The 14,253-nt window shown below is 67.1% G+C and carries 10 protein-coding genes and 1 pseudogene; 5 read left to right on the forward strand and 6 right to left on the reverse strand.

Annotated features, from left to right (window positions below; translation table 11 throughout):
* Positions 1-127 precede the first annotated feature (127 nt).
* The 5 genes from XINFAN_RS06340 to XINFAN_RS06360 all read left to right on the forward strand — a co-directional run bounded on the left by XINFAN_RS06340 (position 128) and on the right by XINFAN_RS06360 (position 5,648).
* A complete protein-coding gene (locus XINFAN_RS06340; protein ID WP_233352145.1) occupies positions 128-1,375 on the forward strand; it encodes an OpgC family protein in 1,248 nt (415 codons plus the stop codon).
* On the forward strand, positions 1,372-2,961 hold the full coding sequence (locus XINFAN_RS06345) for an OpgD/OpgG family glucan biosynthesis protein (protein WP_124085652.1): 1,590 nt from the start codon (positions 1,372-1,374) through the stop codon (positions 2,959-2,961). Before XINFAN_RS06340 ends, XINFAN_RS06345 begins: the two co-directional genes overlap by 4 nt.
* Before the next feature lie 2 nt (positions 2,962-2,963).
* Entirely contained in the window at positions 2,964-4,685 is a 1,722-nt protein-coding gene (gene mdoH, locus XINFAN_RS06350) for a glucans biosynthesis glucosyltransferase MdoH (protein WP_124085653.1), read from the forward strand.
* Positions 4,686-4,752: 67 nt separating this feature from the next.
* Positions 4,753-5,103: a DUF2946 family protein gene (locus XINFAN_RS06355; protein WP_124085654.1), complete on the forward strand. Its 351-nt coding sequence runs from the start codon at positions 4,753-4,755 to the stop codon at positions 5,101-5,103.
* A gap of 68 nt (positions 5,104-5,171) precedes the next feature.
* Positions 5,172-5,648, forward strand: coding sequence for a copper chaperone PCu(A)C (locus XINFAN_RS06360; protein ID WP_124085655.1), 477 nt, complete (start codon positions 5,172-5,174; stop codon positions 5,646-5,648).
* 80 nt (positions 5,649-5,728) lie between these two features.
* On the opposite strand, the gene lpdA is transcribed toward XINFAN_RS06360, so the two are convergent.
* The 6 genes and pseudogenes from lpdA to sucD all read right to left on the reverse strand — a co-directional run bounded on the left by lpdA (position 5,729) and on the right by sucD (position 14,208).
* Entirely contained in the window at positions 5,729-7,117 is a 1,389-nt protein-coding gene (gene lpdA / locus XINFAN_RS06365; RefSeq protein WP_124085656.1) for a dihydrolipoyl dehydrogenase, read from the reverse strand.
* A 180-nt stretch (positions 7,118-7,297) separates the two neighbouring features.
* Positions 7,298-7,699, reverse strand: a complete 402-nt coding sequence (locus tag XINFAN_RS06370; RefSeq protein ID WP_124085657.1) for an MAPEG family protein — start codon at positions 7,697-7,699, stop codon at positions 7,298-7,300.
* Positions 7,696-8,724 carry a glycosyltransferase family 2 protein gene (locus XINFAN_RS06375; protein WP_124085658.1) on the reverse strand — a complete coding sequence of 343 codons (1,029 nt, stop codon included), beginning with the start codon at positions 8,722-8,724 and terminating at the stop codon, positions 7,696-7,698. The genes XINFAN_RS06370 and XINFAN_RS06375 overlap by 4 nt, the downstream gene beginning before the upstream one ends.
* Positions 8,725-8,791: 67 nt before the next feature.
* Positions 8,792-10,054, reverse strand: a pseudogene (odhB, locus tag XINFAN_RS06380) (2-oxoglutarate dehydrogenase complex dihydrolipoyllysine-residue succinyltransferase); the annotation flags it as partial.
* A gap of 76 nt (positions 10,055-10,130) precedes the next feature.
* The gene (locus XINFAN_RS06385) at positions 10,131-13,091 is read right to left on the reverse strand and encodes a 2-oxoglutarate dehydrogenase E1 component (RefSeq protein ID WP_124085659.1); all 2,961 of its coding nucleotides are present in this window, start codon (positions 13,089-13,091) and stop codon (positions 10,131-10,133) included.
* Between the two features lie 232 nt (positions 13,092-13,323).
* Positions 13,324-14,208 (reverse strand): succinate--CoA ligase subunit alpha, encoded by an 885-nt coding sequence (gene sucD / locus XINFAN_RS06390; RefSeq protein ID WP_124085660.1) that lies wholly within the window; start codon positions 14,206-14,208, stop codon positions 13,324-13,326.
* Between the last annotated feature and the right edge of the window lie 45 nt (positions 14,209-14,253).

The following is a 14,253-nucleotide window of genomic DNA, read 5'->3' on the forward strand; positions in this document are numbered from 1 at the left end:
AATCGCGCTCAGCCCCGGATGCTGCAACTGCAAAGTCGCCGCAGATTCGGGCTCAACCGCCAGGGGCGGGAACCAGCCGGCGCAAAGCCGGAAAGGCCCGTCACCAGCCAGTTTGCAGAGGCAGATTGTGAGCCACGAAACAGTGACCGTCAAACGGCGGGAGCGTGACCTGAGGCTGGATTTTTTCCGCGGTCTGGCGATGATCGTCATCCTCTTCGCCCATATCACCGACAATCCCTGGACGCTCTGGCTGCCGGGCCGGTTCGGCTTTTCGGATTCGACCGAGATCTTCGTGTTCTGTTCGGGCATGGCCTCGGCGCTGGCCTATGGGGTGATCTTTCACCGCGCGGGCTGGCTGACCGGGACGGGGCGCATCCTCTACCGGATCTGGCAGGTCTACTGGGTGCATCTGGGGATCTTCTTCGTGGCGCTGCTGTCGATGCTGGCGCTGAACATGACCGGCGCCTTCCCGCGCGACGAGGTGGGGGCGCTGAACCTCTACCCGTTCCTGCGCAACACGGGTTCGAATTTCTTCGGCCTGATGACGCTGACCTATGTGCCGAATTATTTCGACATCCTGCCGATGTATATCGTGCTGCTGGCGCTGGTGCCGTGCATGATCGCGCTGGCCAGGATCGACACCCGGCTGCCCCTGCTGGCCTCGCTGATGCTGTGGTTGCTGGGCACCTCGGGCAGTCTGTGGATCCCGGCCGAATGGTGGTTCGTCAACGGCTCGACGCGGCCCTGGTTCTTCAACCCCTTCGCCTGGCAACTGGTGTTCTTCACCGGCTTCGCGCTGATGTCGGGCTGGCTGCCCGCGCCGCCTCTGCGCCGCGATCTGGTCTGGCTGGCGGTGGGGATCCTGATCGCGACGGTGCCTTTCGCCTGGTATGTGACCATCGGCCGGTCGGAATTCCTTCAGACCTGGCGGCGCGAATGGCTGCCGCTTTACGACAAGACCGGCTTCGGCCTGTTGCGCTACGTGCATTTCCTTGCGCTGGCCTATCTGGCCTGGACGCTTGCCGGGCCAGCGGGCGCGCGGCTGAAGCAGTTCGCCGCCCATTGGCCGCGCGCAGCCGGGATGGTGATCGACATCGGCAAGCAGTCGCTGGCGGTTTTTGCGGTTTCGATGGTGCTGGCGCGGGTGCTGGGGGCGGTGCTGAAACTGCTGGGGCCGGGCTGGATCGTCACGCCCGCCATCAATCTGACCGGGCTTTTCCTGATCTGGGCCACCGCGCGGCTGGTGGGCTGGGTCAAGGGGCAAAGCTGGAAGAAACATCTGGACACGCCCCGGGCCCCGGCAGAGCTGCCGGCCGCCGGGGTGGTTATCGGCGAGACCGGGCCGCTGGCTCCGGTGCAAGGGGTTAAACCATGACGAAGCAAAGCCTGGATGGCTTTACGAGGCGCAGCGCGCTTCAATGGGTGCTGACGGCAGCGGCGGCGGGGATGCTGCCGCGCGCGGCGGACGCGCAGGACGCGGCGGCGGATCAGGGCATCACCACCGGCGCGGGCGTGAAGCTCGGCCCGGCCGAGCCCTTCGCCGACGGCATGGTCGAGGCTCTGGCCCGGGCGCTTGCCGAACAGCCGTTCGAGGCCCCGGCCGAGATCTCGCCGGAATGGAAGGGCCTGACCTACGACCAGATCCGCGAGATCTGGTATGACGGCAAACACGCGCTGTTCTCCGACACCGACAGCCCGGTGCGCGCCGAGATGTTCGTCGCGGGCCTCTACCAGCATTATCCGATCGGCATCTTCGCGGTGCATGCGGGCGAGGCGCGCGAGGTTCTGTTCGATTACGACCTGTTCGTGCGCACCGACCGCTTCCCCGACCTGCCCGAGACCGGCACCGGCTTTTCCGGCTTCCGCCTTACGGGCGAGATCGAGCGGCCCGGCAGCTTTCAGGAATATGCCGTCTTTCAGGGCGCGACCTATTTCCGCGCCGTGGGCAAGGGCCAGCAATACGGTCTGTCGGCGCGCGGCTTCGCGCTGAACACCGCCTCGGCCAGCGCGGCCGAGGAATTCCCGCTGTTCCGCCGGTTCTGGATCGAACAGGGCGCATTGCACGACACCGAGGCCGTGGTCTGGGCGCTGATGGATGGCCCTTCGGCCGCCGGGGCCTACCGCTTCGTGATCCGCAAGGGTGACACGACCACGATGGATGTCGAGGCGGTGATCTTCCCCCGCGTCACGCTCGACGAGCCGGGGATCGCGCCGGAAACCTCGATGTTCCTGTTCAACGATCTGAACCGGATCGGCTTCGACGATTTCCGCGAGGGCGTCCATGACAGCGACGGCCTGCTGGTCGCGACCGGCCAGGGCGATCTCTTGTGGCGCCCGCTCAGGAACCCGAAAGCGGTGGAGACCTCGTGGTTCACCGATGAGAATCCGCGCGGCTTCGGCCTGATGCAGCGCGCCCGCGATCCGGGCGCCTACAACGATCTGGCCGCGCATTACGAGCGCCGCCCGTCCTTGTGGGTCGAGCCCCGGGGCGACTGGGGCAAGGGCGCCGTCGTGCTGGTCGAGATCCCGGCAGACAAAGAGATCTACGACAATATCGTCGCCTTCTGGCGCCCCGAGGCGCCGCTGGAGGCCGGAGATGAGCACCGCTTCGCCTGGCGGCTGCACTGGGCCGAAGGCGCCCCCCCGGTCGATGGCGAGAAGGCGCGGGTGGTCGCCACCCGCACCGGCGAGCGCGTGTTCGAGGCCGGCCGCATGTTCGCCATCGACTATGAGGCGCATCCGGCGCTTGGATCCGATCCCGCGGCGCTGGAGGCCCGGGTGACGGCCGATGGCGCCGAGGTGACCGGCGTTCTGATCCATCCCAATCCCGCCACCGGCGGGATGCGGGTCGATGCCACGCTGATCCTGCCCGAGGACCGTCCGACCGAGTTGCGCGTCGAACTCTGGCGCGGCGGCGTGGCGATGGTCGGCGAAGTCTGGCTTTATCGTTGGGTGCCCTGAACATGTCCCGCGCTTTCCGTCCGCAATACGGGTTCCGCCCCGTCACGCTTCCGGCGCCGCTGGCGATGCCGGATCAGCAGCTCGATCGCGCCTTCCGCGACCCTGCGGCGCGAATGGCCGGGCCGCGGCCTGCCCATTCGCGGCTGGCCCGCGCGGCGGTGCTGATCCTGCCGCCGCCCTTCGCCACCCTGTTCGGCTGGGCGACCGGCGGCGTGCTGGCCGCCGACGGGGCGCTGACCCCGGCCGATGCGGCGCTGGCCTTCCTGTCGGGTTTCGCCGTCTACTGGATGGCGCTTTCGGTGGTGTCGTCGTTCTGCGGGCTGTTCTGGCGCGCGCCGCCCCGCGCGCATGCCTCGGCCCCCGGGCTGCGGATCGCGATCCTTCTGCCGATGTATGGCGAGGATCCGGCCGAGACCATCGGCCCCTCGGTCGCGCTGCTCGACGCTTTGCGCGCGCCGGGGCACGCGCACCGCTTCTCGCTGCATATCCTCTCGGACACGAGGAACGGCCGCGCGGCGCTGGACGAGGCCGCGCTGGTCGCCCGGCTGACCGCGAGCCGCCCGGATCTGGCGATCACCTACCGCCACCGGGTGAAGAACACCGATTACAAACAAGGGAACATCCGCGACTGGATCTCGCGCCAGGGCGCGGCCTATGACGCGGCGCTGATCCTCGACGCCGACAGCGTGATGGGGCGCGAGACGGTGCTGACGCTGGCGGACGCGCTGGTCGCCGATCCGGGCTGCGGTCTGGTGCAGACCCTGCCGCTGACCGCGCCGGGCGACACCGCCTGGCAGCGGCTGCAAAGTTTCGCGAGCCGGGTCTACGGCGGGCCGCATGGCCGCGGCTTCGCGATGTGGACGGGGTCCGAGGGCAATTTCCTCGGCCATAACGCCATGGTGCGGATGAAGGCTTTCGCCACCTGCTGCGGGTTGCCGCATCTGCCCGGGCCGCGCCCGATGGGCGGCGTGATCCAGAGCCACGATTTCGTCGAGGCCGCGCTTTTGCGCCGCGCCGGCTGGGGTGTGCGCATCCTGCCCGAGGCCGCCGACAGCCACGAGGACGCGCCCGCGAATCTGCTTGCGCATCTGAAACGCGATGCGCGCTGGTGCCAGGGCAACCTTCAGCATCTGCGGCTCCTGAAGGTGCCGGGGCTGAATCCGGTCTCGCGGCTGCATTTCCTGTCGGGGGCGATGGCCTATCTCGGCTCGGTCATGCTGGCGGTGATGCTGGTTCTGTGGGCTTTGGCCGAGCAGGGCCGCACCGGCCGCGCGACCGGCGGGACCGAGATCTGGCTGGCCGGCGCGGTGATCTTCCTTCTGTTCGCGCCGCGGGTGTTCGGAGTGATCGACTATCTGCGCCGGGTGGGGGTGCCGAAGGGCAAACGGCTCGGCTTCCTGCGGATCCTCGGGCTGGAGACCCTGGTCGCGGTGCTTTCCGCCCCGGTGATGATGCTGCATCACGGCAAGATCATCACCCGCGCGCTGACCGGCGCCGATACCGGCTGGCCGCAGCACGCCCATGGCCGCATCCCGCTGAAGGATCTGCTGAAGTTCCACGCGGCGGAAACCGCCCTCGGCGCTGCGCTTCTCGGTCTGATCGGCTTCGGGCTGCTGAGCGTCTGGCTGTTGCCGGTGGCGCTTGGCCTCGCGCTTGCGGTGCCGGTCTCGGCCTGGGTTTCGGGCCCGGCAGGCAATCTGCCGGTGATGCGCCTGAGCCGATGAACCGCGGCTCTGCGCCACATTGCCAGCCCGGCGGGCATCGGGCATCCTCATGCGCATGAGAGGGCTTTTGCGCATAAGACTGTTCAGCCTGCTGGTCATGGCGGCTCTGACGCTGTCGGTCTCGGCTGCGGCCTGGGCGCATCGCGCGCCCTCGGCCGATGAAGAGGCGCTGCGGGCTTTCTTCCTGTCCGGCGGCAGTTATGGCGATCTTTGCGGCGGAGAGGATCACGCCGGGCCGGGGGGCGACGATTGCCCGCTGTGCCGGCTGCATGACGGCACCCTGCTGCCCGGTGCGCCCCAGGCCCCGGCCGAGGCCGCGCAGGGCCCGGGCGTCCCGCTCGTTCCCCCGATCTGGACCGCGCCTTTCCTGGCCGTGACCGGCCCCGCCCATGGCGCGCGGGCGCCGCCTTCCGTCTGAGACTGCCTGTCTTTCCCGGCGCAGACCGCCCGGGCGCAATCTCATCCGACGGAACAAGGAAACCTGTCATGAACCGCATCATCGGCGCCGTCTTCGCGCTTTTTCTCGCTGCTCCCGCCTTCGCCCATGAGTTCACCCTGGGCGATCTGGAGGTGGGTCATCCCCATATCCCCGCCCCGATCGCCAGCGCGAAATCGGCGGGCGGCTATCTCAGCATCACCAACGGCGGCGAGAGCGCCGACCGGCTGATCGGCGCCGAAAGCGACGCGGCCGACAAGACCGAACTGCATACCTCGGAAGTGGATGCCGAGGGTGTGGCCCGCATGATCCATGTGCCCGCCATCGACATCCCGGCGGGCGAGACCGTGAAGCTGGAGCGCGGCGGGCTGCATGTGATGTTCATGGGGCTGAAAACACCGCTGGCCGAGGGCGACCTGGTCAAGGGCACGCTGATCTTCGAGAAGGCCGGGCGGCTCGACGTGGAATTCTCGGTCGACGCGCCGAAGGACGGCGAGGGTCACGGCCACGGTGACATGGCGCATTGAGCGCAGTTCACCGGGCGCAATCCCGGCAAAGCAAAAGGGGCGGATGCACGGCATCCGCCCCTTTCCTGTTCTGCCCGGGATCAGGCGTGGATCGCGCCCAGACCGCAGGCCAGCGCGGCTTCGCGCACGGCCTCGGAATAGGTCGGATGGGCGTGGCAGGTCAGCGCCAGATCCTGGGCCGAGGCGCCGAATTCCATCGCCACGCAGACCTCGTGGATCAGATCGCCCGCGCCCGGGCCGATGATATGGCAGCCGAGGATACGGTCGGTGTCCTTGTCCGCGAGCAGCTTCACGAAACCGTCGGCCTGGAACACCGCTTTCGCGCGGGCGTTGCCCATGAAGGGGAATTTGCCCACCTTATAGGCGCGGCCCTCTTCCTTGAGCTGTTCCTCGGTCTTGCCGACGCTGGCGACCTCTGGCGTCGTGTAGATCACGCCGGGGATCACGTCGTAATTCACATGGCCGTGCTTGCCGGCGATGATCTCGGCCACCGCCATGCCCTCGTCCTCGGCCTTGTGCGCCAGCATGGGCCCCGGCACCGCGTCGCCGATCGCGTAGAGACCGGGGACATTGGTCTGCCAGTGGCTGTCCACCCTGATCTGGCCGCGGGGCAGGATCTCGACGCCGAGCGCTTCCAGCCCCAGCCCCTCGGTGTAAGGCTTGCGGCCGGTGGCGACCAGCACCACATCGGCCTCGATCTCGCCTTCGGCGTCGTTCTTGCGCAGCTTCCAGGCGACCTTCGCGCCCTTCTTCGTGCGCTCGACCACCTGGACGGCGGCGCCGAGCACGAAGTCGATGCCCTGCTTTTTCAGGATTTTCTGGAAGCTCTTCGCGACCTCGGCGTCCATCCCGGGGGTGATGGCGTCGAGATATTCGACCACCGTCACTTTCGCGCCGAGGCGGGCATAGACCGAACCCATCTCAAGCCCGATCACGCCGGCGCCGATCACCACCATCGACTTCGGGATCTTCGGCAAGGACAGCGCGCCGGTCGAGGTGATGATCACCTCTTCATCGACGGTGATGCCGGGCAGCACCGAGGCCACCGAGCCGGTAGCGATGATGATGTTCTTCGCGCTGTGAACCTCGTCGCCGACCTTTACCTGGCCCGCGGCGGGGATCGAGCCCCAGCCCTTCAGCCAGGTCACCTTGTTCTTCTTGAACAGGAATTCGATGCCCTTGGTGTTGCCGGAGACCACATCGTCCTTGTAGCGCAGCATCCGTTCCCAATCGACCTTAGGCGAGGCGCCCATCAGGCCCATCTTCTCGAAATTCTCATGCACCTCATGCAGGTGATGGGTGGCGTTCAACAGCGCCTTCGACGGGATACAGCCGATGTTGAGGCAGGTGCCGCCGAGCGTCTCGCGCCCTTCGACGCAGGCGGTTTTCAGGCCAAGCTGGGCGGCATGGATCGCCGCGACATAGCCGCCGGGGCCGCCGCCGATCACGATTACGTCGAACTCTGCCATGGGTGGTCTCCTCTGGATCCGGAAGGCCGGGGGCTTCGCGCCCCCGGACCCCCGCGGGATATTTGCATCAGGGTGAATATCAGGACAGCAGCTGCATGAGCATTGCCATCAGCGAGAACGGGTCGGCGAGGCCGAACAGGAAGAAGGGCTGTGGGGCGGCTTCGATCATATCGGGGCCTTTCAGGCGGGGGCGCCGAACAGGGCCGCCCCGGCGAGGGCTAGGATGGCGAGAAAGCCGATCCCCCAGATCACCGAACGCCAGGGCGTGAGCCCGAGCGCATAGGCGGGGATATAGAGGATGCGGGCGGCGACATAGGCCCAGGCGGCGGTCGCGGTCAGCGCCGAGGTCTGGCCGGAGATCACCACCGCCAGCACGAGCGGCGCGAAGAGGGTGAGGCCTTCGCTGCCGTTCGCCACCGCGCGGCGAAGCCGGCCGAGAAGCGGCGAGCCCTCGGGCGCCCGGTCTCGCGGGCCGGCATTGTAGCGCGGGCCGAGTTCGCGGTTCATCTGCGCCCCGGCGAGGCCGATGGCGGCGATCTGCACCAGAACGGCGCAGGTCAGGGCGGTCAGTTCGGTGGTCATCTTTCCTCCTCCGGCTCTTCTTCCGCAACGGTGGGTGGCGGATCGTTCCAGCCGTAGCGGGTTTCTTCGATCAGCAGGCGCTGGCGCAGATCGCGGAAAGCCTCAAACGCCCCGGCTTCGAGCTGTGCCAGCCGCGGATCGGCGCGCAGCCGCGCGAGGATCTCCTGCGTTGCGGGCAGATGGCGCAGGATGGTCTCGTCCGGGGCCTCGTTGCGGTCGGCGTTGATCCAGAACGGCGAGCCGCAAAGGTATTTCTGATGCTCCATCCCCAGCCCGTCGCCGCGGTGGTTCTTCAGCAGGAACACGTCGAGCGAGCGGATGGCGTAATGGTTGATCGCGGCATTCTGCCAGGTGAACAGCCGGGGAGGCGCGGCCTTGTGGCGCACCAGCCGGTCGTGAAACAGCGCCCCGGCGGGCATCGGCTCGCCTTTGGTGTTCTTCAGCACGACATCGGCGCTGCGGGGCGCTTTGGGCAGATGCGCGAAGATCCGGCCGAAACGGTCGGGGCGGAACAGGCATTTGCCCAGGGGCTGGCGCTGGCGGCGCAGGCGCCCCTCGGCAAGGGTAAAGCTGTCGAGCACCCCGCCGCCCTCCCAGAGCCGCCGCCCGCCCGAGCCGAACATCTTCCAGGTGATGGTGATGCAGTCGGCTTCGCCCACGGCGGCGAGCAGGTCGCCGACCCGGCCCTGGCCGCAGGTGACGTTCAGGAATTCGTCGGCGTCGATATGCAGAAGCCATTCGACCTCGGCCATGGCGGGATGCGCCAGCGCCAGATCGCAGCCTGCCTCCTGCGGCGAGACGCCTTCGGGCGGGGTATGGGGCAGGTGGATCACCTCACCCATCTCGTCAAGCCGCGCCAGCATCAGATCCGAGCCGTCGGTGCAGTCGTTGCTGGCGACGAAGATCGGATCGAAACCGATCGCCTTGTGATAGGCCAGCCATTCCAGCAGCCACAGCCCTTCGTTACGCATCGAAGAGACGATGGCGCGCCGGCTGCGGCCGGGCTGTGCTGGAACTGGTGACATGGACGCGCTTTCCGATGCCCGACAGGGAAGCGCCGCGCCGGAGGCCCGCCCCGGCACGGCAAGGGGATCAGAGATCCATCAGCAGGCGGCGGGGATCTTCCAGTGCCTCTTTGACGCGGACGAGGAAGGTCACGGCGCCCTTGCCGTCGACGATGCGGTGATCGTAGGAAAGCGCCAGATACATCATCGGCCGGATCACGATCTGGCCGCCGACCACCACGGGCCGGTCCTGGATCTTGTGCATGCCGAGGATCCCCGATTGCGGCGGGTTCAGGATCGGAGACGACATCAGCGAGCCGTAGACCCCGCCGTTCGAGATGGTGAACGAACCGCCCTGCATCTCGGCCATGGTCAGCTTACCGTCGCGGGCGCGGATGCCGAGTTCGGCGATCTTCTTCTCGATGGCGGCAAAGCCCATCTGATCGGCGTCGCGCACCACCGGCACCACGAGGCCCGAGGGCGTGCCCACCGCCACGCCCATATGGACGTAGTTCTTGTAGACGACATCGGTGCCGTCGATCTCGGCATTGACCTCGGGCACCTCTTTCAGCGCATGGGTGCAGGCCTTGACGAAGAACGACATGAAGCCGAGCTTGACGCCGTGCTTCTTCTCGAACTGGTCCTTGTATTCGTTGCGCAGGGACATGATCCCCGACATGTCCACCTCGTTATAGGTGGTCAGCATGGCGGCGGTGTTCTGGGCGTCTTTCAGGCGGCGCGCGATGGTCTGGCGCAGGCGGGTCATCTTGATGCGCTCTTCGCGGGCGGCATCGTCGGCCGGAACCGGGGCGCGCGGGATCGCGGTCGGGGCCGGTGCGGGGGCGGCAGCGGCTGCCGCAGCGCCGGGGGCGCCCGAAACCGCGCGGGAGACGTCTTCCTTCATCACCCGGCCGTCGCGGCCGGTGGCCTGGATCTGATCACGGGAGAGCCCGGCCTCGGCCATGGCCTTCTTCGCCGCGGGCGCGTCCTCGATATCGGCGCGCGGCGTCAGTTGCTCGGGGCCCGCGCCGGGCGAGCCGACCTCGGCCGCGGCCCGGGCCTTGGGTTCGGCCTTCGCCGCCGGGGCCTCGGCCACGGCGCCTTCCGAGACGATGGCGAGCCGGGCATTGGCGGCGACGGTCGCGCCTTCGGGCGCGATGATCTCGGCCAGCACACCCGCGACCGGCGAGGGAACCTCGACCGACACTTTGTCGGTTTCCAGTTCGCACAGCATCTCGTCTTGCTTCACCACATCGCCGACCTTCTTGAACCAGGTCGAAACGGTGGCCTCGGAAACGGATTCGCCCAGGGCGGGGACCATAACGTCAGTCATTTTCTTCACTCCTAAGCCCACGGGCATCATGCGGGGCGTCAGTCGGCATTTGCGGCAGCCCCCTCATGAGCGAACCCATGAGGGGCAAAAGGGTTCAGACCGCCAGAGCGGCGGCGACCAGCGCGGTCTGCTCGGCCTTGTGGCGCGAAGCGAGACCCGTGGCAGGCGAGGCCGAGGCCACACGGCCCGCATAAGAGACGCGGGTTCCGGTGCCGCGGATTTTGGTCAGCAGCGTCTCCAGTTCGGGCTCGATGAAGAACCAGGCGCCCTGGTTCTTCGGCTCTTCCTGGCACCAGACGAAATCCGCATTCGGGAACCGGGTCAGTTCCAGCGTCAGCGCGACGGTCGGCACCGGATAAAGCTGCTCCACCCGCAGAAGGTAAACGTCGTCCAGCCCGCGCGCGTCGCGCTCGGCGAGCAGATCGTAATAGACCTTGCCCGAGCACAAAACCACGCGGCGGATCTGATCGTCGGCCTTCAGCTTCAGCTCGGAGTGGCCCTTCTGCGCATCGTCCCAGAGGACACGGTGGAAGGTCGACGTCTCGGTGAAATCCCCGGCATCCGAGATCGCCATCGGATGGCGCAAAAGCGATTTCGGCGTCATCAGGATCAGCGGCTTGCGATAGTCGCGGTGCATCTGCCGGCGCAGGATGTGGAAATAGTTCGCCGGCGTGGTGCAGTTCGCCACGATCCAGTTGTCCTCGGCCGAAAGCTGGAGGAAACGCTCCAGCCGCGCCGAGGAATGCTCGGGCCCCTGCCCCTCGAACCCGTGCGGCAGAAGCACCACAAGGCCCGACATGCGCAGCCATTTACTCTCGCCCGAGTTGATGAACTGGTCGAACATGATCTGCGCGCCATTGGCGAAATCGCCGAACTGGGCTTCCCACAGCGTCAGCGCGTTCGGCTCGGACAGCGAATAGCCGTATTCAAACCCGAGCACCGCATATTCCGAGAGCATCGAGTCGATGACCTCGTAACGGGCCTGGCCCGGGCGGATGTGGTTCAGCGGATAGTAGCGCTCTTCGGTGTTCTGATCGACAAAGGCGGAATGGCGCTGGCTGAAGGTGCCGCGGGTGCAGTCCTGGCCCGAAAGGCGCACCGGGAAGCCCTCGGTCTGCAAGGATCCGAAGGCCAAAGCCTCGGCGGTGGCCCAGTCAAAGCCCCGGCCGGTCTCGAACATGGCCTTCTTGGCCTCAAGCTGGCGGGCGACGGTCTTGTGGATGTCGAACCCTTCCGGCACCCGGGTCAGCGCGGCGCCGATCTCGGCCATGGTCTCGGGTCTGATCCAGGTCTGGCCACGCTGGTAATCCTGGCCGCGGCGGTTCATCGACTTCCAGCGGCCGTCCAGCCAGTCGGCCTTGTTCGGCTTGAACTCTTTGCCGGCCTCGTATTCCTCGTTCAGCCGGGCCTGGAAGGCGGCCTTCATATCCTCGATCTCACCCTCGGGGATCAGCCCGTCGGCCACCAGACGGTCGGTGTAAAGCTGAAGTGTGGTCTTCTGCTTGCGGATGCTCTTGTACATCGCCGGATTGGTGAACATCGGCTCGTCGCCTTCGTTGTGACCGAAGCGGCGGTAGCAGAAGATGTCGATCACCACGTCCTTGTGGAACTTCTGGCGGAACTCGATCGCCACGCGCGCGGCATGGACCACGGCCTCGGGATCATCGCCGTTGACGTGGAAGATCGGCGCCTCGACCATCAGCGCGATATCGGTCGGATAGGGCGAGGTGCGGCTGAAATGCGGCGCCGTGGTGAAGCCGATCTGGTTGTTCACGATGATATGGAGGCAGCCGCCGGTGCGATGGCCCTTGATGCCGGACAGCTGAAGGCATTCCGCCACCACGCCCTGGCCCGCGAAGGCCGCATCGCCATGCAGCAGGATCGGCAGCACCGCGGCGCGCTCGCTGGTATCGTTGAGCTGGTCCTGTTTGGCGCGCACCTTGCCCAGAACGACCGGGTTCACCGCCTCCAGATGCGAGGGGTTGGCGGTCAGCGACAGGTGGACGGTATTGCCGTCGAAAGTGCGGTCCGACGAGGCCCCGAGGTGATATTTCACATCGCCCGAACCATCGACATCCTCGGGCTTGTAGCTGCCGCCCTGGAATTCGTTGAAGATCGCCCGGTAGGGTTTGGCCAGCACATTTGCGAGGATGTTCAGCCGGCCGCGGTGCGGCATGCCGATCACGATATCGCGCACCCCGAGCTGGCCGCCGCGCTTGATGATCTGCTCCATCGCCGGGATCAGCGCCTCGCCGCCGTCAAGGCCGAAGCGCTTGGTGCCCATGTATTTGACGTGCAAGAACTTTTCGTAGCCCTCGGCCTCGACCAGCTTGTTGAGGATGGCGCGGCGGCCCTCGCGGGTGAAGGCGATTTCCTTGCCGTAGCCCTCGATCCGCTCTTTCAGCCAGGAGGCTTCCTCGGGGTTCGAGATATGCATGTATTGCAGCGCGAAGGTGCCGCAATAGGTGCGTTTCAGGATGTCGATGATCTGCCGCATCGAGGCATGGGTCAGGCCCAGCACGTTGTCGATGAAGATCGGCCGGTCCATGTCGGCCTCGGAAAAGCCGTAGGAGGCCGGGTCGAGTTCCGGGTGCGGCGTCTGCTCGCGCATGCCCAGCGGATCGAGATCGGCGACCAGATGGCCGCGGATCCGGTAGGCGCGGATGATCATCAGCGCGCGGATGGAATCGATCACCGCGCGCTGCAACTGGGCCTCGGTCAGATTGACGCCCTGTTCCGAGGCGCGGGCGGCGATCTTCGCCCCGGCGGCCTTGCCCTCTTTCGGGGCGGCCACGGGCCATTCGCCGGTCAGCGCGGCGGTCAGATCGTCGGTGGGCGCGGGCGGCCAGTCGATGCGCGCCCAGGACGGCCCCGAGGCGGCGCGGGCGGCATCCTGCTCGCTGTCGCCGAGGGCGCGGAAGAACTCGGCCCAGGCGGCATCGACGCTGTTCGGATCGGCCGCATAGCGGGCCTGGAGCTGGTCGATATATCCCGCATTGGCCCCGTCCATGAAGGAGGAGGCCTGGAATTGCGCATTGGGGGACTGGTCGGTCATGGGGTTACCTCAGACGGAACGGGGCCGTATCGGTTGGATTGGGTCCGGGAAGGGGCAGAGACAGAAGAGACGGGCCGCCGGTCCGGTTCCCGGAGTCCGGCGGCGCGGCGCAGAGAAATGGCCGGAAGAGGGGCGGCGCGGAACGCAGTGGCTGTGCCGGGGCGAAGCGCCGCTCCGGGAGCCTCGCGGGCCGGGGAAGACCCGGCCGCTATGGCCCGCGCCGGTCCCATGGTCAGCCCTTAATCGCTTTCAGCACCGCCTCGCCCAGGGTGGCGGGGCTTTCGGCCACGATGATACCGGCGGATTTCATCGCCTCGATCTTCGATCCGGCATCGCCCTTGCCGCCGGCGACGATGGCGCCGGCATGGCCCATGCGGCGGCCCGGAGGCGCGGTGCGGCCGGCGATGAAGCCCGCGGTCGGCTTCCAGCGGCCCTTCTTCTTCTCGGAGGCGAGGAATTCGGCGGCTTCCTCTTCGGCCGAGCCGCCGATCTCGCCGATCATGATGATCGAGGTGGTTTCCGGATCGGCAAGGAACATCTCCAGCACGTCGATATGCTCGGTGCCCTTGATCGGATCGCCGCCGATGCCCACGGCGGTGGACTGGCCAAGGCCCACATCGGTGGTCTGCTTCACCGCCTCATAGGTCAGCGTGCCCGAGCGCGACACCACGCCGACCGAGCCGCGCTTGAAGATCGAGCCCGGCATGATGCCGATCTTGCAGGCGTCGGGCGTCAGCACGCCGGGGCAGTTCGGCCCGATCAGCCGCGATTTTGAGTTAATCAGCGCGCGCTTGACGCGCATCATGTCCAGAACCGGGATGCCCTCGGTGATGCAGACGATCAGCGGGATCCCGGCGTCGATCGCTTCCAGGATCGAATCCGCGGCGAAGGGCGGCGGCACGTAGATCGCGGTCGCATCGGCGCCGGTCTTCTCAACCGCGTCGTGGACGCTGTCGAACACCGGCAGGCCCAGATGTTCCGAGCCGCCCTTGCCGGGGGTCACGCCGCCGACCATCTGTGTGCCATAGGCGATGGCCTGTTCGGTGTGGAACGTGCCCTGGCTGCCGGTGATGCCCTGGCAGATCACCCTGGTGTGCTTGTCGACGAGAACGGCCATCCGGGCCTCCTTGCAGAAAATGTCTCTTTCACCGGCCGCCCGGAC

The sequence above is a fragment of the Pseudogemmobacter humi genome (assembly GCF_900609055.1).
Classification (GTDB): Bacteria; Pseudomonadota; Alphaproteobacteria; order Rhodobacterales; family Rhodobacteraceae; genus Pseudogemmobacter; species Pseudogemmobacter humi.

Coding starts and splice junctions, on each gene's coding strand:
- lpdA (WP_124085656.1), bottom strand. CDS start 7,117: ATGGCAGAGTTCGACGTAATCGTGATCGGCGGCGGCCCCGGCGGCTAT.
- XINFAN_RS06370 (WP_124085657.1), bottom strand. CDS start 7,699: ATGACCACCGAACTGACCGCCCTGACCTGCGCCGTTCTGGTGCAGATC.
- sucD (WP_124085660.1), bottom strand. CDS start 14,208: ATGGCCGTTCTCGTCGACAAGCACACCAGGGTGATCTGCCAGGGCATC.
- XINFAN_RS06345 (WP_124085652.1), top strand. CDS start 1,372: ATGACGAAGCAAAGCCTGGATGGCTTTACGAGGCGCAGCGCGCTTCAA.
- XINFAN_RS06385 (WP_124085659.1), bottom strand. CDS start 13,091: ATGACCGACCAGTCCCCCAATGCGCAATTCCAGGCCTCCTCCTTCATG.
- XINFAN_RS06375 (WP_124085658.1), bottom strand. CDS start 8,724: ATGTCACCAGTTCCAGCACAGCCCGGCCGCAGCCGGCGCGCCATCGTC.
- mdoH (WP_124085653.1), top strand. CDS start 2,964: ATGTCCCGCGCTTTCCGTCCGCAATACGGGTTCCGCCCCGTCACGCTT.
- XINFAN_RS06360 (WP_124085655.1), top strand. CDS start 5,172: ATGAACCGCATCATCGGCGCCGTCTTCGCGCTTTTTCTCGCTGCTCCC.